The following is a 23,224-nucleotide window of genomic DNA, read 5'->3' on the forward strand; positions in this document are numbered from 1 at the left end:
GATTGCCAGAATTCCGCAATTGTGCGCTTTCATAAGTTGGCAGGGGAAACAACATGAGAGGACAAAAAAGACTCGCCATCCTCATCGTGGCCTGCCTGTTCGTGTACCTGTCGCTGTACACCTGGAACCTGCGCACCGGCCACCTGGATGCCCTGTCCAGCTACACCGGCCTGGACATCTCCGGGGTCGTGCTGCGCCCCGGCATATGGGTCTCGGACAAGGTGTCGGACTTCTGGAACCGCTATATCTATCTGGTGGGACTCAAGCAGGAGAACGACGCCCTGAAGGAAGAGGCCTCGAACCTGCGGCGCACCAACATGCTCATGAATGCCCAGGCCAGCTCTGCCAAACGACTGGAGGCCCTTCTGGGTTTCACCCCCCCCGACCAATGGACCTTCTCCGGGGCACGCGTCATCGGGCACCGCATGGGTCCGGTGGGTGTTCTGGACACGCTGACCGTGGACAAGGGCCGTGCGGAAGGCGTGGTCGACGACATGCCCGTGGTCTCTCTGAGCGGCGTGGTCGGCCGCATCCTGCGCACCGGAGCCGCCACCTCCACGGTCCTGCTCCTGACCGATCCCAACAGCCGCATCGCGGTCATCGGAGAAAAGAACCGGTCGCCGGGCATGCTCTCGGGTCAAGGGTATGGAAAGCAGCTTCTGCTGCGCTACATCAACCTGAACGCAATCATTGATCCGGACGAACTGCTGCTTTCTTCCGGCCTGTCCGGCATCTATCCCAAGGGACTGCCCGTAGCCCGTGTGACAAAGATCCAGCGGTCGGACATATCCCTGTTCCTGACGGTCCTGGCCGAGCCGCTGGTGGACATGTCCGGCCTTGAAGAGGTGCTCCTCCTCAATCGGGAACCGGATTCTCCGGCAGAAGAAAACGGCCCCCCTGCCCAGAAGGAGGATGTTGACGGTGCGTCCGACCAATAGCGTCCTGACCATCCTGTGGTGGTCCATCTACACAGTTCTCGGCATATGGGCACAGCGAACCCTGCCCGGCATAGATTTTTTTGCCCCCGGCATCATCCTCTCCCTGCAGGAGGAGGAGAGCGGGCAACGCACCGCATTGCTGGGCCTGATCTGGATTCTGCTCGTTGAAGGAACGGGCAGTCTGCCTTTCGGCTATGGGCTGGCATGGTATGGACTGCTGATCGCCTTCTATTTCATGGGCCGCTGGTTGTTCGAAGCCCGATCCTTCCTGTTCATGGGCCTGATAGGCATTGGGTTGGGCCTCCTTCATCCCGCACTGGTCTATGGCCTCTCCTCGCTGGTAAACCTGCAGGTGAACCTGAAGCCCATCTTCATTCAGGGGGCCATGCAGGCCGTGGCCTTTCCGCTGATCTGGACCATTGCAGACTATTTCTACCCCAAAAGACTGAGGCAGGATGTCAAACCTCTATAACGAATCCGACCAGCAGCCGCCGCGCGCGGGCCTGCTCCTGCTTCAGACGCTCATCCTGGGGGTCTTCTGTCTTTTTGCCGTCCGGCTTTGGTATCTCCAGATTCACCGGGGCGAGGAGTATGCCCTCAAGGCACGGGATAATCAGCTCCGCCAGGAAGCGGTCTTTTCTCCGCGCGGATTGATCCGCGACCGCAACGGAGACCTCCTGGCCGTGAACGAGCCGGCCTACGCCCTGGGCATCGTCCGGGAAGACTGCCCGGACATAGACAAACTGGTTCAGCAAATCGCGGATTGGACCGGCAAGGACTTCCTGGAGCTCAAGACCCTCTACAACAAGAACCGCAAGCGGGTGAAGCCGTTCGAGCCGCTCATCGTCATCCCGGACCTGGACTTCGAGCAACTCGCGCTCATTGAGACCAACAAACTCCGCTGGCCCGGCCTGGAAATCCAGTTCCGACCCCGCCGCCTCTACCGATACGGCACCCTGTTCGCCCACGTGCTCGGGTATGTGGCCGAGGCCAACGAGGAAGACATGGGGAAAAAACCCGAGCTGGCCCTGGGCGATTACGTGGGCAAGCAGGGCATCGAGTTCATGCTGGAAGACCGCATGCGCGGCATCAAGGGGCTGACCCAGTTCGAAGTGGACGTCAACGGCCGGCGGCTCAAGGAACGCGTCCTCAAGCACCCGCAGGCCGGACACGAAATATCCCTATCCCTGGACCTGGGTTTGCAGAAGCTGGCCATGGATTGGCTGGAAGAGGAAGCGGGCGGCGTGGCGGTCATGGACGCCGATACCGGCCAACTCTGGGCATTGGCAACGGCACCGTCATACAATTCCAACGATTTTTCCTCGGGCCTGACCCCGGATCAATGGGCCAAACTCCGGGACAACCCGCTCCACCCCATGCAGAATCGAGTCATCCAATCCGTGTACCCGCCCGGCTCCATTTTCAAGCACGTGGTGGCCGGCGCCGGACTGCACTACGGGATGCTCGACCCCAAGGAGACCGTGTTCTGCTCCGGGTCCACCAAACTCGGCCGCAGAGTTTTCCGTTGCTGGCGCAAGGGCGGACACGGAAACGTCAATCTCGATCGCGCCCTGGTGGAGTCCTGCGACGTCTATTTCTATAAGATGGGCAAAAAGCTGACCGTGGACCGCATGAGCGAATTCGCCCAGGCCGTCGGCTTCGGCCACAAGACCGGCATCCGCCTGCCCCACGAAAAGGCGGGCATCATGCCCACCAAGGAGTGGAAACAGAAACGGTTCGGCGAAAGCTGGCAGGGAGGCGACAACCTGAACATGGCAATCGGCCAGGGATACACCCTGGTCACACCGCTCCAGGTAGTCCGTTTCTTTGCCGGAATTCTCAACGGCGGCAAACTGCTCAAACCGCTGTTGCTCAAGGATGAAAAAACTGTAGTTCAAGCCGAAATCCCTCTGGATCAGGGCCAGATCGAGCGCCTCAGGCGCGCCCTGGTGGAGACCGTGAACGATGCCCACGGCACCTGTAGACGGATACGCACAAAGGATGTTGTCGTGGGCGGCAAGACCGGCACGGCCCAGGTGGTTCGGTTGACCGACGAACTCAAGGAACTGAAGGATGACCAAATCCCGTACAAGTTCCGCGACCACGCCTGGATGGCCGCCATCGCGGAAAAGGACGGACGCCGGTTCGCCATCGCCGTGCTGGTGGAACACGGACTGCACGGCGGCTCCGGGGCCGGCCCCATAGTCAAGGCCGTCATTGACTACCTGTTCCTGGACAAGGTCACCCCCAACCCCGAAGAGAGAAAAAGCAAGGCCAAGGCTGTCCGCGCCCTCTCCCTCAAGAAAAAGGAGAAGCCCCGTGCCAATTGACCGCAGACTGCTGCTCTACATCAACTGGCCGCTCCTCGGCCTGGCCGTCATCCTCTTCCTGATCGGCGTGCTCAACCTTTACTCGGCCAGCGGATTCCGGCTGGAAGAAGGCATGAACGTCGCCGCATACTACCACCGGCAACTGCTGTGGGGGCTCGTGGGCCTCATGGGCATGGTGGCCTTCATGTTTTTCGACTACCGCCACCTGAAAACCCTGGCCTGGCCGCTCTTCTGGGCCACGGTGATCCTGCTTATCGCCGTGTTCTTCGCCGGCAAAACCATCTACGGGGCTCGGCGCTGGCTCGACCTCGGATTCATGAATTTCCAACCGTCGGAACTGGCCAAGATCGCCATCCTCCTGGTGGGCGCGCGCATCTTGTCCAAGGAACGCGAGCCGCTGGACTTCCTGCGGCTGGGCTACGTGTTCGGCGTGGGCCTGATCCTGGCCGCGCTGATCATCAAGCAGCCCGACCTCGGTTCCGGCCTGTCCATACTGATGATCCTGGGCGGCATGATCCTGTTCAGGGGGGTCACTCCACGCGTGTTCAAGACATGCCTGGTGGCCATCCCGTCACTGCTTCCGCTGTCCTGGTTTTTCATGCACGACTATCAGAAACAGCGCATAATGACCTTTCTGGACCCCACAACAGACCCGCTGGGGGCAGGCTATCACATCATCCAATCTGAAATCGCCATCGGCTCCGGCGGCTTCTGGGGCAAGGGTTTCCTGGAAGGCACCCAGTCACAGCTCCGTTTTTTGCCCGAGCGCCACACGGACTTTGCCGTGGCTGTTTTCGGCGAGGAATGGGGATTCGTGGGGACCATGGTCCTGCTGACCCTCTTTTGCGTATTTCTCTATCAGATGGTGGTCATTGCGCGCGACGCCCGAGGGCTGTTCGGATCCTATCTTGCGGCGGGCGTGTTCTTCTATTTCTTCTGGCAAATCCTGATAAATACGGGTATGGTCCTCGGGCTGATGCCGGTGGTAGGCATACCGCTTCCGTTTATTAGTTACGGAGGCAGTGCCACGCTGGTAAATTTTTGTCTCGTCGGGCTTGTGCTTAATGTGTCAATGCGTCGGTTCCTGTTCAAGCAGGCCTGATCCCGACACGCCGAACACAGCCCGGATTTCACAACCAGGTTTTGCAGGAGCGGTTTTCATGGCCAGAGATGAAATTAATGCGTTTTTGGGGGCCGGAACCAATTATCACGGCAAGTTGCACTTTCAGGGTGCTGTCCGCATCGACGGCAACTTCCAGGGTGAAGTGGTGTCCGAAGGAACGCTGGTCATTGGTCAGGAAGCCATTGTAGAGGGGCAGATCAAGGTCGGCCAGCTCGTCCTGTCAGGAAAAATCAAGGGCGAGGTCGAGGCAAAAAACAAGGTCGTCCTGCACAAGACAGCAAATTTGCAGGGCAATATCAGGACTCCGGTCCTGGTTGTCGAGGAAGGTGCGGTACTTGAAGGCGAACTCATCATGGGCAGCCTCGGCACCGCTTCAGACACAAAGCCGGAAAAAGATTCCGATCAGTCTTAATCGGTTTTGAGGGCGCGATTTCCAAGGAGTGCAAAGGCAAAAAGCCTTTGACACAACCCTTGAAATTGGGTAATTGCCAGTGACTTTGCGCCAAAATTCACAACCTCATCGGGGGCATATGGTATGGTTATACCAGACAAAACAATTTTTATCCAAGGCCTGAATTTCGTTGTCATGGTCTTCTTGCTGAACGTCGTGCTTATCAAGCCGATTCGCGAAATCATCAAGAAGCGCAAGGGGTTGATGGCTGATCAACTGGGGAAAATCGAAGACTTCAACGAGAGCGCCGGGAAAAAAGTGGCTGATTATGAAGCCCAACTTGCCGCCGCTCGCAAGGAAGCCGGAGATATTCGCAACACCGCCAAGGAAGCGGGCGTGGCCCAGGAGCAGGCCATGCTGTCCGTTGCTGGCGAAGAAGCTTCCAGCACCATCCAGACCGCACGCGCCGAAATTCAGTCTCAGGTCAAGGCCGCCATGGACCAGCTGACCAAGGACGTGGACAAATACGCTGAGCAGGCAACAGGCAAAATCCTGGGCCAGGCTTAGACAAGAGGAGGGTTTCATTTTGAAACGGAAGAATGTGTTTTTTGCGGTCCTGCTGACCGCCATGGCTGTCTCCTCTGTCGCTTTTGCCAATGAAGGCGCAGCCGCAGGTCATGCTGTTTTCACGGCCGCTAACGTGAAAGACTATGGCCTGCGCATGCTCAACTTCGCCATCTTCGCATGGGTGATCTACAAGTTCGCCGGTGCCAAGATTAAGGATTTCTTCGTGGGCCGTCGCGACGGCATCAAGCAGAATCTCGACGACTTGCAGACCCGCAAGGTCGAGGCCGAGAAGAAGCTCAAGGAAGTTGAAAGCAGCATTGCCAACATGGCTCAGGAAAAGCAGCAGATCCTGGACGACGCCAAGGCTCAGGGCGAGGCTCTCAAGGCCGCCATCATCGAGAAGGCGCAACATGAAGCCAAGGCTCTCACCGAACAGGCAAAGCGTACCGCTTCCAACGAAGCGCAGGCTGCCATCAAGACCATCCGCGGCGAAATGGCCGACATGGTCATCGCGGCTGCCGAAAAGATCATTGCCGAAAAGTTGAGCGCCAATGACCACGACAAGCTCGTGGATGACTATTTAACAAAGGTGGTGCTCAATTGATCGGTAACGTAGTATCCCGCCGTTACGCCAACGCCTTGTTTTCCGTTGGCGCAGCCAAGGGCGAAGCCGAGCAGGCAAAGTACGGCGAGCAGCTGAATGCCATCGGTGCTTCTCTGGAAGATGCGCCCGAGGCCATGGTCTTCTTCAAGAACCCGTCATTCAATGCCGAAGAGAAGAAAGCCGTACTCAACCAGATGCTCGAAAAAGTTTCGGTCGATCCGATGGTCAAGAACTTCTGCGACCTTCTGGCTGATCGTGGCCGGGTCGGGATGATTCCCACCATCGCATATGACTATAAGGCAATGATGGACGCCGTGTCCGGTGTCATCTCCGGTGAGCTCGTCACGGTGAGCGCACTCAACGAGGAAAGAAAATCTGCAATCCAGGCTAACCTCGAAAAACAGGCCGGCAAGAAGCTGGAACTGTCTTTCGCTACCGACGAGTCCATTCTCGGCGGTATCGTCCTTAAGGTCGGGGACAAAGTCATGGACGCCAGCCTCAAGGCTCAGCTGCAGATTTTGAAAGAAAATATTAAAAGGGGTGAGTAGGGCAATGCAGATCAAAGCAGAAGAAATCAGCAAAATCATTCAGGACCAGATTCAGAATTATGAGTCTCGTGTTGAAATGAGCGAGACCGGTACCGTCCTCTACGTTGGTGACGGTATTGCTCGTGTGCACGGCGTAGAAAACGTCATGGCCATGGAGCTGCTGGAATTCCCCGGCGGCCTGATGGGCATGGTTCTCAACCTGGAAGAGGACAACGTCGGTGTCGCCCTGCTGGGCGCTGATACCGGTGTAAAAGAAGGCGACCCCGTCAAGCGTACCGGCAAGATTTACTCCGTTCCGGTCGGCGACGGCGTCATGGGCCGCGTTGTCAACCCCCTGGGCGAGCCCATTGACGGCCTGGGACCCATTGACACCACCGAGACCCGTCCGGTCGAAATGAAGGCCCCCGGTATCATTTCCCGTAAATCCGTTCACGAGCCCTGCTACACCGGTCTCAAGGCCATTGACGCCATGACCCCGGTTGGCCGCGGCCAGCGCGAGCTGGTCATCGGCGACCGTCAGACCGGCAAGACCGCTGTCTGCATCGACGCCATCCTGGCCCAGAAGACCACCGATGTGCACTGCTTCTACGTTGCCATCGGCCAGAAGAAGGCCTCCGTCGCACTGGTTGCCGACATCCTTCGCCTGCACGGCGCCATGGAATACACCACCATCGTTTCCGCCACCGCTTCCGAGCCCGCACCGCTGCAGTTCATCGCTGCCTACACCGGTGCCACCATGGCGGAGTTCTACCGTGACAACGGCAAGCACGCCCTGATCTGCTACGATGACCTTTCCAAGCAGGCCACCGCTTACCGCGAAATGTCTCTCCTGCTCCGCCGTCCTCCGGGCCGTGAAGCATACCCCGGTGACGTTTTCTACCTTCACTCCAGACTTCTGGAACGTTCCTGCAAGGTCAATGACAGCCTCGGCGCCGGTTCCCTGACCGCCCTGCCCGTCATCGAAACCCAGGCCGGTGACGTCTCCGCGTTCATTCCGACCAACGTTATCTCCATCACCGACGGTCAGATCTACCTGGAGCCCAACCTGTTCCTGTCCGGCGTCCGCCCGGCCATCAACGTCGGCCTCTCCGTCTCCCGAGTCGGTGGTGCCGCACAGATCAAGGCCATGAAGCAGGTTGCCGGTACTCTGCGCCTCGACCTTGCCCAGTACCGTGAACTGGCTGCATTCGCATCCTTCGGTTCCGACCTGGACAAAGGTACCCTGGCCAAGCTGAATCGCGGCGCCCGCATGGTCGAGCTCCTGAAGCAGCCCCAGTACAAGCCGCAGACCGTTCAGGAACAGGTCGCTGTTCTGTTTGCCGGTACTCGCGGATTCCTGGATGACGTTCCGGTTGAGGCCGTTATGAAGTTCGAGGCCGAATTCCTTGAGTTCATGAACAACGCCAAATCCGCTGTTCTCAACTCCATTGCAGAGAAGCAAATGATCGACGATGCTGTCGAAGCAGACCTCAGGGCAGCTATCGAAGAGTTCAAGAAAAGCTTCAGCGCTTAACTAAGGGGTAACTGAATGGCTTCGTTAAGAGACGTCCAAAATCAGATCGTTGGCGTCAAGAAAACCAAGCAGATCACCAAGGCCATGAACATGGTGGCCTCGGCAAAACTGCGCAACGCACAGGAGCGTATCGAACGCTTCCGTCCGTATGCGGACAAGTTTTATGAGATGCTCGGAGACTTGGCAGCCGGCGCTGACGAATCGGTACATCCGCTGCTGGAGGTCCGGGACGAAGTGAAGACCGTGGGAATCATGGTAACCACTTCAGACCGCGGACTCTGTGGCGCATTCAATGGCAATATTATCAACAAGGCCATGAAATTGGCCAACATGAAGGCTTCGGAAGGCAAGACAGTCAAGATGTACTGCATCGGCAAGAAAGCCCGCGACGCCTTCAAGAAAACCGACTACGAAATGGTGCGCGCCGAAGGCGACGCCATGACCCATTTCGACTTCACCCTGGCAGCCAGTGTCGGCAATGAGCTGATCGACGGCTACGTCAGCGGGGATCTCGATGAGGTCCACGTGGTGTTCGGTGAATTCCAGAGCATGGCAAGGCAGCTTCCTGTCGACCTCACCATCCTGCCCATGGCAGCGGCGGAGATCGAAGACGAAGCCGCTTCTGGCGGCAGTGGAGACTATTTGTATGAACCGTCCGTCGAAGGCCTGCTGGCCGAGCTTCTGCCTCGGTTCATCAAGGTCCAGGTCTACCGTGGCCTGCTCGACACGTCCTGCTCCGAGCATGCGGCCCGTATGGCTGCCATGGACAACGCCACCAAGGCGTGTGACGATCTGACGGATACCCTGACCTTGCTTTACAACAAGACAAGGCAGGCCGCCATCACTGGCGATCTTATGGACATTGTCGGCGGCGTGGAAGCGCTGAAAGGATAAAAGGGGGCTATGAGAAATGGCTAATATTGGTAAAATCGTCCAGGTAATTGGCGCCGTTGTCGACGTCGAATTTGCCGAAGGGAATCTTCCCTACATTCAGTCTGCGTTGGAGATTAAAAACCCCAACAACGTCGATGCACCGGTCCTCATCTGCGAGACCGCCCAGCATCTTGGCAGCAACGTAGTTCGCACCATCGCCATGGACGCCACCGAAGGGCTCGTCCGCGGCATGGAAGCAGTCGACCTTGAGTCTCCCATCACCGTTCCCGTGGGCAGGGGTTCCCTTGGCCGCATCATGAACGTCATTGGCGAACCCTGCGACGAACTGGGCCCCGTTCCTTGCGAAAAGCGTCTCCCCATCCACCGTGAAGCTCCCGCCTTCACCGAGTTGTCCACCAAGGTTGAACTGCTCGAAACCGGCATCAAGGTCGTTGACCTGCTCATCCCCTTCCCCAAGGGTGGCAAGATGGGCCTCTTCGGCGGCGCCGGTGTTGGCAAGACCGTTATTCTGATGGAAATGATCAACAACATCGCAAAGCAGCATGGTGGTATCTCCGTGTTCGCCGGTGTTGGTGAGCGTACCCGTGAAGGTAACGACCTTTACCACGAAATGAAGGACGCAGGCGTTCTGGAGAAAGCCGTGCTGGTCTACGGCCAGATGAACGAGCCTCCGGGAGCCCGTGCCCGTGTTGCTCTGACTGCACTGACCTGCGCAGAGTACTTCCGTGACGACGAAGGCCAGGACGTGCTGCTCTTCATCGACAACATCTTCCGCTTCACCCAGGCAGGCGCAGAGGTCTCCGCACTTCTCGGCCGCATGCCTTCCGCAGTTGGTTACCAGCCGACTCTGGGTACTGACCTTGGTGGCCTCCAGGAGCGTATTACCTCCACCAACAAGGGTTCCATTACCTCGGTCCAGGCTGTTTACGTTCCTGCTGATGACTTGACTGACCCTGCACCGGCTACCACCTTTGCGCACCTTGACGGAACCCTGGTTCTCTCCCGTCAGATCGCCGAGCTCGGTATCTACCCCGCAGTTGACCCGCTGGACTCCACCTCCCGTATCCTCTCCCCGGAAGTTCTGGGTGCAGAGCACTACGCAACGGCCCGTGAAGTTCAGTCCGTACTGCAGAAGTACAAGGACCTTCAGGACATCATCGCCATTCTCGGTATGGACGAACTGTCCGACGACGACAAGTTGACCGTTGCCCGCGCCCGTCGCGTCCAGCGTTTCCTGTCCCAGCCGTTCCACGTTGCAGAGTCCTTCACCGGTGTTTCCGGTGTCTACGTCAAGACCGAGGACACCGTTAAGGCGTTCCGCGACATCCTTGACGGCAAGTACGACGACCTGCCCGAGCAGGCCTTCTACATGTGCGGTGGCATCGAGGAAGCTATCGAAAAAGCCAAGCAGTAAGCGAGGTAATTCATGGCAACATTGAAACTTGAAATTGTCACTCCCGATCGGAAAGTACTTTCCGAGGACGTGGAATACGTTGGCGCACCCGGTATCCTGGGTGAATTCGGTGTACTGCCGAGCCACGTTCCCTTCCTGTCCGCACTGGGAATCGGCAATCTTCATTATAAACAAAGCGGCAAGGCGCACTACGTCTTCGTTTCCGGTGGATTCGCCGAAGTCAGCAACAACAAGGTCACCATCCTGGCCGAAGTTGCTGAAAAGGCCACCGAGATCGACGTTGCCCGCGCCCAAAAGGCCAAGGAGCGCGCCGAACAGCGCGCTACAGCCGCCAAGGAAAAGCTCGAAGCCGTCCGCAACCAGGCTGCTCTGAAGCGCGCCATATCGCGCATCAGCTGCAAGTCCAACGGACAGAACGCAGGAACCTGCTAAATCGAACTGATCCTCACCCTACAAATAAAGGGCGGTTCCTCACGGAACCGCCCTTTTTCTTTGGGGGGGGAAGGCCTCCGGCGGCCAGAGGGGGAACCTCTTGAAAGAGGTTCCCCCTCTGGACTCCCCCTTCAGAACTTTTTATCGCGCCTTCGGCGGGGTAAACTAACTTGTTTTTTTGGGGGGAAAGGTGGGTTCAGCGAAACTTTCTGGAGAAACAAAAAGGGTTGTGGGTGGAAAAATATTGCAGACTGTATCGAAATAAAGAGAAAGGCTGGTTCCTTTTTTTCCGCGCCCAATCGCCAACCGGCACGAAGAACGACAACACAAGCCCGTCTCCGAGCGTAGCGAGCTACGGGACGCTTACAGCCCGAGCTTTGCCTTCAACTCACCCCATACCAGATCCGGGGTTACTTCCTTCATGCATCGGAAGTGTCCCTTGGGGCAGACCTTGGGGCCGTGCAGGCCGCAGGGGCGGCAATCCAGGTCGGTCTCCATGACGGTCGCATTCTCCCCGCGCGGAAAAAAGCCCAGAGACCTGACCGTGGGACCGAACAGGGCCACCAGCGGCGTGCCCTGGGTCCAGGCCAGATGCATGGGACCGGAATCGTTGGTCAGATAGCAGTCCAGCTTGCCGAGGTAGGCCGCCAATTCCGGCAACCGGAGCTGCCCTGCAAGGTTGGTGACATTCCGAATGTCCCCCTGCGCTTCCGCGAGCACCCGCGCCGCGACAGCTTCTTCACCCGGACCGGCAAAGACAAGGACATGCGCGCCTTCGGAAGACGCCCGGGATACAATCTCGCTGAAATATTCCACGGGCCAGCACTTGGTGGGCCAGGTGGACCCGGGATGGATACCAAGCACCGGACGGTCGAAATTCTTGGTGCGCCAAAACCAGTCCGCCGCCTCACGCGCCTCTTGGGAAAGCACCAGTCGGGCTTCGGGCGCGGGTCCATCAATACCCAACGGCCGGACCAACTCCATAAGCCGCTCGATCTCTTCCAGTTCACTGAAGCGTCTGTCCACGGTCTCGGTGTAGGCCAGACGGTTGAACCATGGTCGATTGTAGCCGATGCGCCTCTTGATGCCCGTGGCCCCGCCGATCAATGCAGAGCGCAGACTGGTGTGGGCGGAAATCCACAGGTCAAAGCCTTCCCGCCCCAGTTCCCAGCCGAACCGGACCGCTGCGTTCAGCGACTTCTGAGCGCCGCGCTTGGCAAAAGGGCGGACAGAAACGATCTCGGGCTGGCCCCGGAAAACGGATTCGACCCCGCCACGGACAAAGAAATGGATTTCGGCACCGGGAAAACGGTCCTTGAGCGCCCGCAACAGTGGAAGGGTCAGCACGGCGTCACCCAGAAACGCGGTCTGCCAGACGGCAATTTTCTTGTATTCTTGCATCACGCTAGGTTTACCTTGTCCGACAATTTCAGGCAACATCTTGATCTGGGGGCGTCTTGTCAGTAGGCTGAGCCCATCAAAGGAGACGACCCATGAAATATATCATGTTCGAAGATTTTTCCGGTGCTGCCGTCCCGGTCATATTCCCCAACCGCATCAACTTCGACGAAATGCGCGAACAGATGCCCTACACCACGGCTCTGTCGGCCGGATACATCTCCTTCGGCCCCGATGGATTCCGCTGCCACGGCCAGTCCAAAGGCCTGGAACTCGCTGCCCGCGACCAGGATGCGGCCATCATCCGGGAAAAATTCGAAAACGCCGAGAGTTAATGCCTCCGGCCCCCCTTCCCCTCTCCTTTCCCAAACTTTTTGGTGCCGCCTTCAGCGGGGTGCTATTTTTGGCCGGTGATCAGGCGGGCGCCCATTTCCTTGGCCTGCTGGCATTGTTTGGCGAAGAACTCGGCGCGGTGGGCGGCCTTCTTGTTCTTGTCGAAGCCGGTCTCGTACTTGTCGTAGTCGTCGTACTGCACCGTGTTGTCGGCAATGACCAGCTCGCAGGAGCCGAAGTGGCGGGCCATGATGCTGCGGGTGCGCTCGAAGATCACGTCATAGCCCCACTCCGCGTGATGGGCGGCCGGGACGTTCATGGTGTAGATCAAGCCGGTGGGCATGTGTCGGGGAAAATGCGACTCCTCGTAGTTGGCGTAGTTCAGGTACGGGAACTGCAACCGCTCCAGGAAGGCTCGGGCGCAGGCCGTCTCGCAGCTATAGTAGACCGGGCTGCCCAGGATGATCGCGTCCGCCGTGCGGACCTGCTCCAGGATCGGCTTCAGGTCGTCCTTGAGCACGCACACGCCCGTTGCCGTGCGGTCATGCCGCTTGCAGGAAAAACAGCTCGCACACCCCTTGAAGTCCAGCGCATAGAGGTGCACCAGCTCGGTCTCCGCGCCCGCCTCGCGCGCGCCCTCCAGAGCGTGCTCCAGCATGGTGACCGTATTCCATTTCTTCTTCCTGGGACTGCCGTTGAATGCCAGCAATTTCATGGTGACTCCCCTGTCTCTTGGGGCAGATCGAGCTGCCCTTGTTGTTTTATTATTCGAAAAGCTTCGAAGGCTGACCGCAAAAAAAGAGCGCTATCCGTTCAGCACACAGCCGAGCTTTCTGGCTGCTTCGCGGTCAACCCATACCAGCACATTCTTTGACTCTCTTTTCATATGAATGAGCCCGGCCTCTCGCAGTTCCTTGAAATGATGCGACACCGTGGACGGAGCCAGCCCAAACCGCTCGGCAAAACCGCATTGGCAATTCTGGAATTCCTCAGGGGACTTGCTCACGGCTCCGCTCCCATTGCCTGAGAGCTGCCGGTAGATACGCAACCGGTGCGGATTGGACAGCGCCTTGAACATGCGGGACATCTGTTCCAGTTCGCTCTCCGCAAGCGGCCCGGAACCGTTTTCGCTTTCAGTCTTCGACATGTTTCGAACACTGCTCTCGATTTAGCACCATGTCAACACCGAAAAAACGAAACTCAGGCAAACCAGCTCGGCACGAATTTCCCGCCGCGCCTGACCTCGTCCTCCAGGCGCCGGTAGTCCGGTTGGAACCGGGCCACGCAGGCCCAATACGCATTGGAATGATTGAGATGCCGCGTGTGGCAGAGTTCATGAAGGAGCAGGTGTTCCACCAGGTCCGGGGGCAGGAACAGGAGTTTGGCGTTCAGGCTGATGGTTCCCCGGGACGAGCAACTGCCCCAGCGGGTCTTCTGTCGGCGCACGCGCAGGGCCGAATAGGCCAGGCCGGTTCGGTCACTGACTGCTTCCAGCCACGGCAGGAGCACCTGACGCGCCTTTTTGAGCGTAAAGGATTGCAGGGCCTTGAGGATCGCGGCCCGGTCCTCGACAGGTCCGCTGATTTGCAGGCGAACCGCGTTTTCCACAACCTTTGCCCTGTCCCCGCGGTCCAGGTAGTCCACCCGGACCGTCCTGCCCCACGCCCTGAAATCGATGGAATCCGGCAGATCAGGCAGCCTGCCGGACAAGTCCGTGCCTCTCACCACCATCCTGTCACGGGTCCGCTCTATCCACCCCCGCTTTTCTTCAAGGATATCTGGCACCAGATGCGATGAAAATCCGTTGGGCGTGACCACCTCCACCCCCTGGCCAGGCACCAGCTTGACCAGCACCCTTTTCGCACGGGGGTTGGCCTTGACGGTCAGGGGCAGACCTGCAAACGTCTTCACCCGAACACATCCTCCTCGGAGCGGACCAGGATGCCGTTTTTCTTGAGCAGCTCGGCGAACAAACCGTCACCCGGAATGCGGGTAGAGGAAAAGGTGCCATCGTAAATGATGCCCGAGCCACAGGAAGGGGAATACGCCTTGAGAATGGCTTCGGTGCAGCCCGCGAGCCGGGCCAGTCTGAGCCCTTCCTCGGCGCCGCGCCTGAATTCGGCGGTACGGTCGATTCCATCCGAATCAACGACGCAACCGCCCTGGATTTCGCAAGGCAGACGCGGCGTGGGCAGGCCGCCGAAAACCTCGGGACAGAACGGGATGGCCCGGCCCTGTCGGATCAGGTCCACCACAGGCTCGAAGGATTGGCCCTCGCCGCTGTAACGGCAGTAGATGCCCGCCAGGCAGGCGGAAACGATGATAGGTGCATGTTTCATGTGAGGATTCTATACTTGATTTTTCACAAGTCAAAGCCCTATTGTCTCCTTCCCGCAAACAAGGAACCCCAATGACCGACCAGCTCAAGAAACGCCGGATGTACATTTTTCTCCTCGTGCTCGTAATAGGCTCGGGGGTGGCCTTCCAGGGGTGGCGCACCCTGCTCAACAACTTTGCCGTGGACGTGGCCGGGCTGGACGGTCTGGGCATGGGCATCGTTCAATCCGTTCGTGAGATACCGGGATTCCTGGCCCTGCTGGCCATTTACGTCATCATGATCATAAGCGAGCACCGCCTGGCAGCCCTGTCCGTGGTCATTCTCGGCCTGGGCGTAGTTCTGACCGGGTTGCTGCCTTCGCTGACAGGCATCATCCTGACCACCCTGCTCATGAGCTTCGGATTCCACTACTACGAGACCATGAACCAGTCCCTCACCCTACAGTATTTCAATCATACCGAGGCCCCTGTGGTCATGGGACGGCTGCGAAGCATGAACGCCCTGACCAACATCACCGTGGGCGGAGCCATCTACCTCCTGGCCAGCTACCTCGGCTACACGCAGATGTTCGCCATCCTCGGCGGGGTGGCCGTGGCCGCAGGCATATGGGCCCTGACCCGCGACCCGTCCAGGCAGGATCTGACGCCCCAGCTCAAGAAGATGGTCTTCAAGCGGGCGTACTGGCTCTATTATGCCCTGACCTTCATGAGCGGCGCCAGACGTCAGATATTCGTGGCCTTTGCCGTATTTCTGCTGGTGGAAAAATTCGGCTATACCATCCAGGAAGTGACCACGCTCTTTGTCCTGAACAACGTCATCAACTACTTTGCCAACCCGCTCATCGGCAAAGCCATCAACCGATTCGGCGAACGGTCCCTGCTGACCGTGGAATACACCACCCTGACCCTGGTCTTCCTGGGCTACGCCTTCACCGAGAGCAGCCTCCTGGCGGCAGCGCTGTACGTGGCGGACAACCTGGTCTTCAACCTGGCCATAGGCATCAAGACCTTCTATCAGAAGATCGCGGACCCTCGCGACATCGCCTCGGGCATGGCCGTGGGCTTCACCATAAACCACATTTCCGCCGTGTTCATCCCGATCATGGGCGGCCTGATCTGGATAGCCGACTACCAGGTGGTCTTCATCGGGGCGGCGGTCCTGTCGCTCATTTCACTGCTCCTTTCACAACTGATTCCCGGCCAGATACGCAAGATGAAATCAGCCGGTTGACTTGAATCTACAAAATGGTAGCCTCTATTCTATATTTTCTCGACTCGACCTTTTGAACTCTCCAGCAGGTATTTGGATGAAAGAACGTGAACTCCCAAAGGTTTTTCTGCAGACAGGCGACTGTTTCATCGGCGTACAGCCTACATTGGTCAACACGGTACTCGGTTCATGCCTTGCCGTGACCATGTTTGCCCCAAAGATGGGCATAGGCACCATCTGCCACGCGTTTCTGCCCGACAGTTCGGACGGCAAGCACCGGCACGGCGGAGAGCCGCAAATATGCCGGTACGTGGACACAGCCCTGCAAAACATGCTGGAAACCATGGACAAGATCGGGATTCCCCGGCGTGAACTGGTCATCAAGATGTTCGGCGGCGGGTCCGGCGTGGCCGTGAACTATGCAGAGCCTTCCAGTTCATACAACATCGGCAGGCGCAACATCGAAATGGCAAAGAAACTGCTCAAATTCGCCCGACTGGACATCCAGGCCGAAGACGTGGGAGGGGCGCAGGGGCGCAAACTCATCTTCAACACCGGCACCGGTAACATCTGGATCAAAAAACTGAACAAGAGCGCACCCTCCAATCAGGATAACAACACCCTGAAAGGCAACAAATTCTAGGAGCAATCATGACACTCTCCCTTCAACGAACAGGGCGCCTGGCAGTCAGCCTTATTCTGGTCCTGTTCACCGTTGTCCAAGCTGCCGCCGGCGACACGCTGTTCCAGTACTCCACCATCGACGCACTGCTGGCAGGGGTCTATGACGGGGAAATGACCATGGAAGAGCTCAAACACAAGGGTGATTTCGGACTGGGAACACTGAACGGCTTGGACGGCGAACTGGTGGTGCTGGACGGAACCGCCTACCACGTTTCCGCCGGAGGCGCCGCGGATATCCCGGCCGACTCGGCCAAGGCCCCGTTTGCCGCTGTCTCCTTTTTCGAGGAGGACGCCATTCTCAAATTGGAACGGACCACGAGCCTGGAAGAACTGAACAAGGCCGTGACCGCAGGACTGCCTACACAAAATGCCTTTTACGCCATCCGCATCGACACACGGTTCAACTATGTCAAGGCGCGGGCCATTCCCAAACAGAACCCGCCCTATGCCCCTCTGGCAGAGGTGGTCAAACATCAGGTCGTGGTGCAGTTTACCGGCGAAGGCACCCTGGTGGGATTCTACTCGCCGCCGTTCGTCAAGGGCATCAATGTTCCCGGCTTCCATTGGCACTTCCTGACCAAGGACCGGACCGGCGGCGGACATGTTCTCGACTGCTCCTTTGAGCCCACCGCGGCCCGAATGGACGGACTGCGCTCCTTCACGGTCAAACTGCCCCAATCCAAGGCCTTTGACGCCCTCGACCTGACTGGCGACAAGAAAAAGGAACTGGACGCCGTGGAAAGGGAACCTGCCAAGAAGGAATAATCCACACCCATGGACAGATTTCAGGTAACCGTTGCCCCGGAGCTTGAACCCATCATGACCCGGTACATGGAAATCCGGCGACAAGAGCTTAAACAGCTCGAAGCAGCCCTGGACGCCGGGGACAGCGATGCTGTCCGGGAGCTTGGCCACACACTCAAGGGAACCGGCGCCTCATACGGATTCGATTTTCTGACCGAACTGGGAGCCGCCATTGAAGGCGCAGGAAGATGCCAGGAGCTGGACTTTGCCAGGGAGCTGGGCAAATCCGTTCGCGACTATATCGAACACGTCGATATCATATATAAAAAGTAGGCACTGGACCATGCGCATTCTCATGTTCGCCATCAACGATCCGGCCGGCACCGCCATCCAGTTCTGCAAGGCACTGAACCGGCACACCGACCACTCGGCCCGGCTGGTCACACTGGAGACCCGATACGCCCACTCCTGGGAAAAGGACCTGCATGTGCCCGACCTCGGCCCCGATGGCGTGGAGGAAATCAGCATTCTCATGGACGCAGCGGACGTGTTCCACTTTCACATGACCTGCGACGAACACCAGTCCTTCGGCGGTCTCAGGCCCGCGGACCGCCTCAAGGGCAAAGCCATCGTTCACCACCACCACGGACACCACGACTTCCGCTCCGACCCGAAGTCCTTTCGCGACAAATACCGCACGCTCAAACGGACCAACCTGCTCGTCTCCACCCCGGACCTAATGAAGCTCCTGCCCGAGGCGCGCTGGCAGCCCAACCTGGTACCCGTCGACGAACCGCTGTTCAAGCCCATGTGGGGCCGCTATGACGATCCGGGCCAACTCAAGGTCTGCCACTCGCCCACACGCAAGGATCTCAAGAATACCGACGAGTTTTTGGCGGCCATCCGCGAAGTGAACAAGCGCAAGGCCCACATCTCCGTGGACCTCATCGACGATGTCCCGAACGATGTATGCCTGGCCCGCAAACGGCGAAACCATGTCCTGTTCGACCACATGCAGGGGTATTACGGCGTATCGAGCCTGGAAGGACTCTCCCAAGGATTGGTCGTCATCGCCGGACTCGACGACTGGAACCGGAAACAGGTCACGGAATTCGCAGGCACCACTGCCCTGCCGTGGATCACCGCAACCGACCAGACAGAATTGACTTCCCTCCTGAGGGAATTGTCCCTGAATCGAAAGTACTGCGAAATGACTGGTGAAAAAAGCCGCAGGTTCATGGAGAATCACTGGTCGGACACTCGGGTCATCCGCCACCTCGAAACCTTCTACGAATCCCTCTGACCCCAACGGCTTTGCTATTCGCCAAAGATTCCAGTATACCCCTCAAAGGCTACTTTGAGCGAGGGGTAAACATGTCACGAACATTCAAGCAATGGGTCCTTTTCATTACGGCTTGCGTTGCGGTCGGGTTCATGGTCAGTGCCATGTCCGCGTCCCTTGGCACGACAAAGGACGAGGTGCGCAACCAACTGCGTATGACCGTGGACTTCACGGTTCTGCCCATGGTCCTGCCCGATGGGCAAACCCCTTCGGACACACCTCCCGACACCCCCGTAGTCACTGCTCCGGAACCAGCCCAAGAATCTACCGTTCCGCCGGAGGTAATCCCCCCGGAGACATCTGAAAACAAGACCGAACCTTCACCCGAGCCTGCCACAGGAGACACCGGCGGACACATCAAGTCCATCAGCCTGGAAGAAACCCCGCTCGGGTTCACCTTGAAGCTCGTGGCCGACGGAAGCATCAGCGACACGACCTACCTCAACCTCACCGATCCCAGACGGCTGGTCATCGACCTGCGCGGAAACTGGCAGTATAGAGGCAAGAACGTGATCCGGTCCGATGGGGCGGTCAAGCATGTGGTCATCGGCGAGCATTCCGACCGGCTCAGGATGGTTATTCACTTCCGCAGACTTCCCGCAGCAAGCGTGGAACCACAGTTCAAGGCGAACGGCAATGAACTTTTCATCTTGGTCCCTCTCTCCTGACAACCGACCCTGTTGCACAATTGTAACATTCAAGTCATTGTGGCGTAACTCCATCAGGTTAGTCGTTGTTTGTTGCGTCGGTGGCGGAACATATCTTTTATTTGCCATGGAGAACTTACTCAATGACGACCACCATAAAGGTGGCTTCCACAAACCTTGATTTCCATTACGGAGACTTCAAGGCGCTGGAAGACATCAGCATCAATTTCGAACTCAACAGAGTCACGGCTCTCATCGGACCTTCCGGTTGCGGCAAATCCACATATTTGCGGTGCATCAACCGCATGAACGACCTCATACCCGGCACCCGCGTGACCGGTAAGATGGTCCTGGACGGCGAGGACATCTACGCACCCGGCCTTGACGTCGTCTCCCTGCGCCGCCGCATCGGCATGGTCTTCCAGAAACCCAACCCGTTTCCAAAGACCATCTTCGAGAACGTGGCCTACGGCCTGCGCGTCAACGGCATGAAGGACAAGCAGTACCTGGAACAGAAAGTGGAGGAGAGCCTCCTGGGCGCCGCCCTTTGGGATGAGGTGAAGGACCGCCTGCAAACGTCGGCTTTGGGTCTGTCCGGCGGACAGCAGCAACGGCTGTGCATCGCCCGCGCCCTGGCAGTGGAGCCCGAGGTCCTGCTCATGGACGAACCCGCATCCGCCCTGGACCCCATCGCCACCCAAAAAATCGAGGACCTGATTCACGAGTTGAAAAAGGACTTCACCATCATCATAGTCACCCACTCCATGCAGCAGGCGGCCCGCGTTTCCGACCGCACGGCGTTCTTCTACATGGGCAAGCTCATCGAGATGGACGATACAAAGTCGATGTTCACCAATCCGGCCAACAAACAGACAGAAGATTATATAACGGGGCGTTTCGGTTAAGCTGAAGCTCAGAGGACCTACTCAATGGAACAACGCGCACATTTTTCAAAAAAACTCGAAGACCTCAGGGTCAAAGTCCTGCGCATGGCAGCCCTTTCCGAATCCGCCGTGCACAAGGCCATCAAGGCATATCTTGAAAACGACTCCGACCTGGCCGAAGCCGTCATCGTGGGCGACGACGCCATCAACGAAATGGAAGACCAGATAGACAATTTCTGCCTGGAACTACTTGCACTCGACCAGCCCATGGCCGTTGACCTGCGGACCATTATCGGCGCACAGCGCATAACCGTGAATCTGGAGCGACTGGGAGACGAAGCCGTCAACCTGGCACACAGGGCCATGTTCCTCGCATCCAGGCCGCCCATGCCCCACAACCCCAAAATGGAAAATCTGGCCAACATCGTCAAACTGATGCTGTCCGAAGCCCTCAAGGCCTATGTGGACGACGACGTGACCCTGGCCGGTCAGGTCTGCCGCATGGATGACAAGGCCGATGACCTGAATATCTCCATCCTGCGCCAGATGGTGGCCGAGATGGTCTCCGAATCACGCATCGTGGAACGCGGCGTTCATGCCATCATCGGCGCACGCCACCTTGAACGCATCGGCGATCTGGCCACCAACGTTGCCGAATCCGTTGTCTTCATCGTCGAAGGCACCAGCATGAAACACAACTGCAGAGGCTGATTCCCGCACCCGAAAAACCGCCCTGTCCGGCTTGATCCGGGCAGGGCGGTTTCTTGTTTGAAGAAGGCAGTCGGCGGTCTAGGGGCTGTCCAGCTCAACGAGCAGACCGGCTACTCTGCGCTCAAGGGAATCCAATAGCGCAGCACAGGCCTGTCCATTGCCTTCCAGGGCATTTTTTTCCAGCACTTCCGCTGCCAGGCGGACGGATTCAACACCCAGGGACGCGGCAACGCTTTTGATGGTATGGCTGTTGAGGGTCACCGCCCCAAGGGCGGAAGCAAGCAGGGCCTTCCTGGCCGCATCAATCCTGATCCTGATTTCCGTTGCGGCCTCAGGCAGAAAAAGCAGCATCTCCTCCCGGCTCAATTCCATGGCCTTGCAGGCTGCATCCAGATCGAATCCGCTTGGTAGAACCGAATCCGGTTCATCGGACGGACCGGGCAAGTAGTCTTGAGGTTCAGACATTACAATCTCCAGCAACAAGGTGGGGGGGCAGGGAGACAACCTGTCAGACGGCCTGTGCCCGGCATTCCTGCCGTGCATGCCATTCCTCATACTTTGTCCCCCACTGGCAGAGGTTGACGAGGACCGGCATGACGCTCTGCCCCAACTCGGTCAGGGAATATTCAACCTTGGGCGGCACCTGGGCATAGACCTCGCGGCGAACCACGCCGTCCGCCTCCAGCTCTCGGAGCTGCTGGGTGAGCATCTTCTGGGTAATGCTGGGAATGGACCGTTTCACCTCGCTGAACCGGAGCGTGCCTTCGCTGCCCAGCCTGTGGACGATGATCGGCTTCCACTTGCCGCCAATGACCTGGAGCGTCAACTCCATGCTGCAATAATACTTCTTGTCGCCGCACATCTTCAGGGGGCACGAAATACTCATTATTCTCTCCGATAATACGACCATCAACCGAACGCCCGGAATACGCCCTCCGGACAACGGCCAATAGTATCCAATTGGTTACTATAGAACTATAAAGTGCGTACTTGATCTTTTCTCACCATTATCAGAGAACAGTAAAAACGTAAACACAGCCAGCTCGAAAAACCCCGGAGGAAATGAGTATGGAAATACTGGAAGCCCTGCGCACCAGGCGCAGCATCAGGAAATACGAGGACAGGATCATTCCTGACGATATGGTCAGGGAGATACTGGAAGGGGCCATGATGGCCCCCAGTGCAGGCAATGCCCAGCCCTGGCAATTTGTGGTGATCAACGACCGCGCACGCCTGGACGGCATGGCCGACCTGCATCCCCATATCAAGATGGTCACCCAGGCTCCTTTGGGCATTCTTGTCTGCGGAGATTTGAGCCTGGAGAAGTACCCCGGTTATTGGGTCCAGGACTGCGCCGCAGCCATGGAAAACCTGCTGCTGGCCGTCCACGGCCTCGGCTTGGGTGCGGTCTGGACCGGCATCTATCCCATGGAGGACCGGGTCGCCGCCTTCCGCAAGATGTTCAACCTGCCGGAGCACATCGTCCCCCTCGGGTTCGCCCCCATCGGTTGGCCCGCCCAGCAACTCTCGTCCGAAAGCCGGTTCAAAGAAGACCGGGTTCACTACAACACCTATTAGGAGACCGTCATGAAAGTAGTCGGAATCAACGGTTCCGCCCGCAAGGGCGGCAATACCGCAGCAATGATCCAGCGCGTTTTCACCAAACTCGAGGCCGAAGGCATCGAGACCGAACTGATCGAGCTGGGCGGCAAGAAAATGCACGGCTGCCTCGCCTGCGGCAAATGCGCGGAAAACAAGGACCGCCGCTGTGCGGTCAAAAACGATTTCTTCAACGAATGTCTTGAGGCCATGGACGCGGCGGACGGGATCATCCTCGGCTCGCCCACCTACTTTGCCACCATCACCACCGAGATGAGCGCGCTGATCGACCGGGCGGGCATGGTCGGCCTGGTCAACGGCAGCATGTTCGCCCGCAAGGTCGGGGCCTCGGTCGTGACCGCCCGGCGCGGCGGGGCCATGCAGACCTTCAACACGCTCAATTCCTTCTTCTTCATCGAACAGATGGTCGTGCCCGGATCCCGTTACTGGAACATGGGCTTCGGCAGGGAAAAAGGTGAAGTGCTCAATGACGCCGAAGGCTTGGAGACCATGGATGTGCTCGGTCAGAACATGGCCTGGCTCATGAAAAAACTCCAGGACTAGAAAGGATAGGCCCCTGC

General features: G+C 58.1%; 30 protein-coding genes. 23 read left to right on the forward strand and 7 right to left on the reverse strand.

Going from position 1 to position 23,224, the window contains the following annotated elements; all coding sequences use genetic code 11:
* Positions 1–53: 53 nt before the first annotated feature.
* The 12 genes from mreC to DWB63_RS12310 all read left to right on the forward strand — a co-directional run bounded on the left by mreC (position 54) and on the right by DWB63_RS12310 (position 10,754).
* A complete protein-coding gene (mreC, locus tag DWB63_RS12255) occupies positions 54–938 on the forward strand; it encodes a rod shape-determining protein MreC (RefSeq protein WP_128329130.1) in 885 nt (294 codons plus the stop codon).
* On the forward strand, positions 913–1,410 hold the full coding sequence (locus DWB63_RS12260; RefSeq protein ID WP_241648840.1) for a hypothetical protein: 498 nt from the start codon (positions 913–915) through the stop codon (positions 1,408–1,410). Before mreC ends, DWB63_RS12260 begins: the two co-directional genes overlap by 26 nt.
* Positions 1,394–3,268 carry a penicillin-binding protein 2 gene (gene mrdA, locus DWB63_RS12265; RefSeq protein WP_128329132.1) on the forward strand — a complete coding sequence of 625 codons (1,875 nt, stop codon included), beginning with the start codon at positions 1,394–1,396 and terminating at the stop codon, positions 3,266–3,268. The genes DWB63_RS12260 and mrdA overlap by 17 nt, the downstream gene beginning before the upstream one ends.
* Positions 3,258–4,370: a rod shape-determining protein RodA gene (rodA, locus tag DWB63_RS12270; RefSeq protein WP_128329133.1), complete on the forward strand. Its 1,113-nt coding sequence runs from the start codon at positions 3,258–3,260 to the stop codon at positions 4,368–4,370. Before mrdA ends, rodA begins: the two co-directional genes overlap by 11 nt.
* Before the next feature lie 58 nt (positions 4,371–4,428).
* Positions 4,429–4,803, forward strand: coding sequence for a polymer-forming cytoskeletal protein (locus tag DWB63_RS12275; protein WP_128329134.1), 375 nt, complete (start codon positions 4,429–4,431; stop codon positions 4,801–4,803).
* 123 nt (positions 4,804–4,926) lie between these two features.
* Entirely contained in the window at positions 4,927–5,349 is a 423-nt protein-coding gene (locus DWB63_RS12280; protein ID WP_128329135.1) for an ATP synthase F0 subunit B, read from the forward strand.
* Positions 5,350–5,368: 19 nt separating this feature from the next.
* The gene (gene atpF / locus DWB63_RS12285) at positions 5,369–5,953 is read left to right on the forward strand and encodes a F0F1 ATP synthase subunit B (RefSeq protein ID WP_128329136.1); all 585 of its coding nucleotides are present in this window, start codon (positions 5,369–5,371) and stop codon (positions 5,951–5,953) included.
* Entirely contained in the window at positions 5,950–6,501 is a 552-nt protein-coding gene (gene atpH / locus DWB63_RS12290; protein ID WP_128329137.1) for an ATP synthase F1 subunit delta, read from the forward strand. The genes atpF and atpH overlap by 4 nt, the downstream gene beginning before the upstream one ends.
* A 4-nt stretch (positions 6,502–6,505) precedes the next feature.
* Positions 6,506–8,014, forward strand: a complete 1,509-nt coding sequence (gene atpA, locus DWB63_RS12295; protein ID WP_128329138.1) for a F0F1 ATP synthase subunit alpha — start codon at positions 6,506–6,508, stop codon at positions 8,012–8,014.
* Positions 8,015–8,029: 15 nt separating this feature from the next.
* A complete protein-coding gene (locus DWB63_RS12300; RefSeq protein WP_128329139.1) occupies positions 8,030–8,908 on the forward strand; it encodes a F0F1 ATP synthase subunit gamma in 879 nt (292 codons plus the stop codon).
* Between the two features lie 16 nt (positions 8,909–8,924).
* Positions 8,925–10,322, forward strand: coding sequence for a F0F1 ATP synthase subunit beta (gene atpD, locus DWB63_RS12305; RefSeq protein WP_128329140.1), 1,398 nt, complete (start codon positions 8,925–8,927; stop codon positions 10,320–10,322).
* A gap of 12 nt (positions 10,323–10,334) precedes the next feature.
* Positions 10,335–10,754 (forward strand): F0F1 ATP synthase subunit epsilon, encoded by a 420-nt coding sequence (locus tag DWB63_RS12310; RefSeq protein ID WP_128329141.1) that lies wholly within the window; start codon positions 10,335–10,337, stop codon positions 10,752–10,754.
* 363 nt (positions 10,755–11,117) lie between these two features.
* Here DWB63_RS12310 and waaF read toward each other — a convergent pair whose 3' ends face one another.
* Entirely contained in the window at positions 11,118–12,155 is a 1,038-nt protein-coding gene (waaF, locus tag DWB63_RS12315) for a lipopolysaccharide heptosyltransferase II (protein WP_128329200.1), read from the reverse strand.
* Positions 12,156–12,247: 92 nt separating this feature from the next.
* On the opposite strand from waaF, the gene DWB63_RS12320 reads away from it, so the two are divergent.
* Positions 12,248–12,487, forward strand: coding sequence for a hypothetical protein (locus DWB63_RS12320; protein WP_128329142.1), 240 nt, complete (start codon positions 12,248–12,250; stop codon positions 12,485–12,487).
* Between the two features lie 62 nt (positions 12,488–12,549).
* Here the strand turns inward: DWB63_RS12320 and DWB63_RS12325 are convergent, their stop codons facing one another.
* The 4 genes from DWB63_RS12325 to DWB63_RS12340 form a co-directional block, all read right to left on the reverse strand.
* Positions 12,550–13,200 (reverse strand): flavodoxin family protein, encoded by a 651-nt coding sequence (locus tag DWB63_RS12325; protein WP_128329143.1) that lies wholly within the window; start codon positions 13,198–13,200, stop codon positions 12,550–12,552.
* Positions 13,201–13,290: 90 nt separating this feature from the next.
* Entirely contained in the window at positions 13,291–13,632 is a 342-nt protein-coding gene (locus DWB63_RS12330; RefSeq protein ID WP_128329144.1) for a metalloregulator ArsR/SmtB family transcription factor, read from the reverse strand.
* Positions 13,633–13,685: 53 nt separating this feature from the next.
* The gene (locus DWB63_RS12335; protein ID WP_128329145.1) at positions 13,686–14,396 is read right to left on the reverse strand and encodes a YgjP-like metallopeptidase domain-containing protein; all 711 of its coding nucleotides are present in this window, start codon (positions 14,394–14,396) and stop codon (positions 13,686–13,688) included.
* Entirely contained in the window at positions 14,393–14,824 is a 432-nt protein-coding gene (locus DWB63_RS12340; RefSeq protein WP_128329146.1) for a DUF523 domain-containing protein, read from the reverse strand. Before DWB63_RS12340 ends, DWB63_RS12335 begins: the two co-directional genes overlap by 4 nt.
* A gap of 71 nt (positions 14,825–14,895) precedes the next feature.
* Here DWB63_RS12340 and DWB63_RS12345 point away from each other — a divergent pair, with 71 nt between their 5' ends.
* From DWB63_RS12345 to phoU, 8 genes are all read left to right on the forward strand, one after another.
* On the forward strand, positions 14,896–16,053 hold the full coding sequence (locus DWB63_RS12345; RefSeq protein WP_128329147.1) for an MFS transporter: 1,158 nt from the start codon (positions 14,896–14,898) through the stop codon (positions 16,051–16,053).
* Between the two features lie 76 nt (positions 16,054–16,129).
* Positions 16,130–16,675 (forward strand): chemotaxis protein CheD, encoded by a 546-nt coding sequence (locus tag DWB63_RS12350; RefSeq protein WP_128329148.1) that lies wholly within the window; start codon positions 16,130–16,132, stop codon positions 16,673–16,675.
* Positions 16,676–16,683: 8 nt separating this feature from the next.
* Complete coding sequence (gene budA, locus DWB63_RS12355) at positions 16,684–17,481, forward strand: acetolactate decarboxylase (RefSeq protein WP_128329149.1); 798 nt, start codon at positions 16,684–16,686, stop codon at positions 17,479–17,481.
* Between the two features lie 9 nt (positions 17,482–17,490).
* The gene (locus DWB63_RS12360) at positions 17,491–17,793 is read left to right on the forward strand and encodes an Hpt domain-containing protein (protein ID WP_128329150.1); all 303 of its coding nucleotides are present in this window, start codon (positions 17,491–17,493) and stop codon (positions 17,791–17,793) included.
* A gap of 10 nt (positions 17,794–17,803) precedes the next feature.
* A complete protein-coding gene (locus DWB63_RS12365; protein WP_128329151.1) occupies positions 17,804–18,763 on the forward strand; it encodes a glycosyltransferase in 960 nt (319 codons plus the stop codon).
* Positions 18,764–18,834: 71 nt separating this feature from the next.
* A complete protein-coding gene (locus DWB63_RS12370; RefSeq protein ID WP_128329152.1) occupies positions 18,835–19,470 on the forward strand; it encodes an AMIN domain-containing protein in 636 nt (211 codons plus the stop codon).
* Between the two features lie 122 nt (positions 19,471–19,592).
* Positions 19,593–20,354, forward strand: coding sequence for a phosphate ABC transporter ATP-binding protein PstB (gene pstB, locus DWB63_RS12375; RefSeq protein WP_128329153.1), 762 nt, complete (start codon positions 19,593–19,595; stop codon positions 20,352–20,354).
* Between the two features lie 24 nt (positions 20,355–20,378).
* The gene (gene phoU, locus DWB63_RS12380; protein ID WP_128329154.1) at positions 20,379–21,044 is read left to right on the forward strand and encodes a phosphate signaling complex protein PhoU; all 666 of its coding nucleotides are present in this window, start codon (positions 20,379–20,381) and stop codon (positions 21,042–21,044) included.
* 78 nt (positions 21,045–21,122) lie between these two features.
* Here phoU and DWB63_RS12385 read toward each other — a convergent pair whose 3' ends face one another.
* Positions 21,123–21,509, reverse strand: coding sequence for an Hpt domain-containing protein (locus tag DWB63_RS12385; protein ID WP_164879881.1), 387 nt, complete (start codon positions 21,507–21,509; stop codon positions 21,123–21,125).
* 43 nt (positions 21,510–21,552) lie between these two features.
* Positions 21,553–21,930 carry a helix-turn-helix domain-containing protein gene (locus DWB63_RS12390; protein WP_164879882.1) on the reverse strand — a complete coding sequence of 126 codons (378 nt, stop codon included), beginning with the start codon at positions 21,928–21,930 and terminating at the stop codon, positions 21,553–21,555.
* A gap of 182 nt (positions 21,931–22,112) precedes the next feature.
* Here DWB63_RS12390 and DWB63_RS12395 point away from each other — a divergent pair, with 182 nt between their 5' ends.
* Together DWB63_RS12395 and DWB63_RS12400 are read left to right on the forward strand one after the other, a co-directional pair.
* Positions 22,113–22,622 carry a nitroreductase family protein gene (locus DWB63_RS12395; protein ID WP_128329156.1) on the forward strand — a complete coding sequence of 170 codons (510 nt, stop codon included), beginning with the start codon at positions 22,113–22,115 and terminating at the stop codon, positions 22,620–22,622.
* 9 nt (positions 22,623–22,631) lie between these two features.
* Positions 22,632–23,207, forward strand: a complete 576-nt coding sequence (locus DWB63_RS12400) for a flavodoxin family protein (RefSeq protein ID WP_128329157.1) — start codon at positions 22,632–22,634, stop codon at positions 23,205–23,207.
* The last annotated feature ends 17 nt before the right edge of the window (positions 23,208–23,224 follow it).

The organism is Pseudodesulfovibrio sp. S3, assembly GCF_004025585.1.
GTDB lineage: Bacteria > Desulfobacterota > Desulfovibrionia > Desulfovibrionales > Desulfovibrionaceae > Pseudodesulfovibrio.

Excerpts from the sequence above, each read along its gene's own strand:
- DWB63_RS12300 (WP_128329139.1), top strand. The coding sequence starts at position 8,030 with ATGGCTTCGTTAAGAGACGTCCAAAATCAGATCGTTGGCGTCAAGAAA.
- pstB (WP_128329153.1), top strand. The coding sequence starts at position 19,593 with ATGACGACCACCATAAAGGTGGCTTCCACAAACCTTGATTTCCATTAC.
- DWB63_RS12320 (WP_128329142.1), top strand. The coding sequence starts at position 12,248 with ATGAAATATATCATGTTCGAAGATTTTTCCGGTGCTGCCGTCCCGGTC.
- DWB63_RS12365 (WP_128329151.1), top strand. The coding sequence starts at position 17,804 with ATGCGCATTCTCATGTTCGCCATCAACGATCCGGCCGGCACCGCCATC.
- DWB63_RS12395 (WP_128329156.1), top strand. The coding sequence starts at position 22,113 with ATGGAAATACTGGAAGCCCTGCGCACCAGGCGCAGCATCAGGAAATAC.
- waaF (WP_128329200.1), bottom strand. The coding sequence starts at position 12,155 with ATGCAAGAATACAAGAAAATTGCCGTCTGGCAGACCGCGTTTCTGGGT.
- atpD (WP_128329140.1), top strand. The coding sequence starts at position 8,925 with ATGGCTAATATTGGTAAAATCGTCCAGGTAATTGGCGCCGTTGTCGAC.
- phoU (WP_128329154.1), top strand. The coding sequence starts at position 20,379 with ATGGAACAACGCGCACATTTTTCAAAAAAACTCGAAGACCTCAGGGTC.
- DWB63_RS12310 (WP_128329141.1), top strand. The coding sequence starts at position 10,335 with ATGGCAACATTGAAACTTGAAATTGTCACTCCCGATCGGAAAGTACTT.
- DWB63_RS12360 (WP_128329150.1), top strand. The coding sequence starts at position 17,491 with ATGGACAGATTTCAGGTAACCGTTGCCCCGGAGCTTGAACCCATCATG.
- DWB63_RS12260 (WP_241648840.1), top strand. The coding sequence starts at position 913 with ATGTTGACGGTGCGTCCGACCAATAGCGTCCTGACCATCCTGTGGTGG.
- budA (WP_128329149.1), top strand. The coding sequence starts at position 16,684 with ATGACACTCTCCCTTCAACGAACAGGGCGCCTGGCAGTCAGCCTTATT.
- DWB63_RS12325 (WP_128329143.1), bottom strand. The coding sequence starts at position 13,200 with ATGAAATTGCTGGCATTCAACGGCAGTCCCAGGAAGAAGAAATGGAAT.
- DWB63_RS12340 (WP_128329146.1), bottom strand. The coding sequence starts at position 14,824 with ATGAAACATGCACCTATCATCGTTTCCGCCTGCCTGGCGGGCATCTAC.
- DWB63_RS12350 (WP_128329148.1), top strand. The coding sequence starts at position 16,130 with ATGAAAGAACGTGAACTCCCAAAGGTTTTTCTGCAGACAGGCGACTGT.
- DWB63_RS12330 (WP_128329144.1), bottom strand. The coding sequence starts at position 13,632 with ATGTCGAAGACTGAAAGCGAAAACGGTTCCGGGCCGCTTGCGGAGAGC.
- mreC (WP_128329130.1), top strand. The coding sequence starts at position 54 with ATGAGAGGACAAAAAAGACTCGCCATCCTCATCGTGGCCTGCCTGTTC.
- mrdA (WP_128329132.1), top strand. The coding sequence starts at position 1,394 with ATGTCAAACCTCTATAACGAATCCGACCAGCAGCCGCCGCGCGCGGGC.
- DWB63_RS12390 (WP_164879882.1), bottom strand. The coding sequence starts at position 21,930 with ATGAGTATTTCGTGCCCCCTGAAGATGTGCGGCGACAAGAAGTATTAT.
- DWB63_RS12385 (WP_164879881.1), bottom strand. The coding sequence starts at position 21,509 with ATGTCTGAACCTCAAGACTACTTGCCCGGTCCGTCCGATGAACCGGAT.
- DWB63_RS12400 (WP_128329157.1), top strand. The coding sequence starts at position 22,632 with ATGAAAGTAGTCGGAATCAACGGTTCCGCCCGCAAGGGCGGCAATACC.
- DWB63_RS12280 (WP_128329135.1), top strand. The coding sequence starts at position 4,927 with ATGGTTATACCAGACAAAACAATTTTTATCCAAGGCCTGAATTTCGTT.
- DWB63_RS12370 (WP_128329152.1), top strand. The coding sequence starts at position 18,835 with ATGTCACGAACATTCAAGCAATGGGTCCTTTTCATTACGGCTTGCGTT.
- DWB63_RS12275 (WP_128329134.1), top strand. The coding sequence starts at position 4,429 with ATGGCCAGAGATGAAATTAATGCGTTTTTGGGGGCCGGAACCAATTAT.
- atpA (WP_128329138.1), top strand. The coding sequence starts at position 6,506 with ATGCAGATCAAAGCAGAAGAAATCAGCAAAATCATTCAGGACCAGATT.
- DWB63_RS12345 (WP_128329147.1), top strand. The coding sequence starts at position 14,896 with ATGACCGACCAGCTCAAGAAACGCCGGATGTACATTTTTCTCCTCGTG.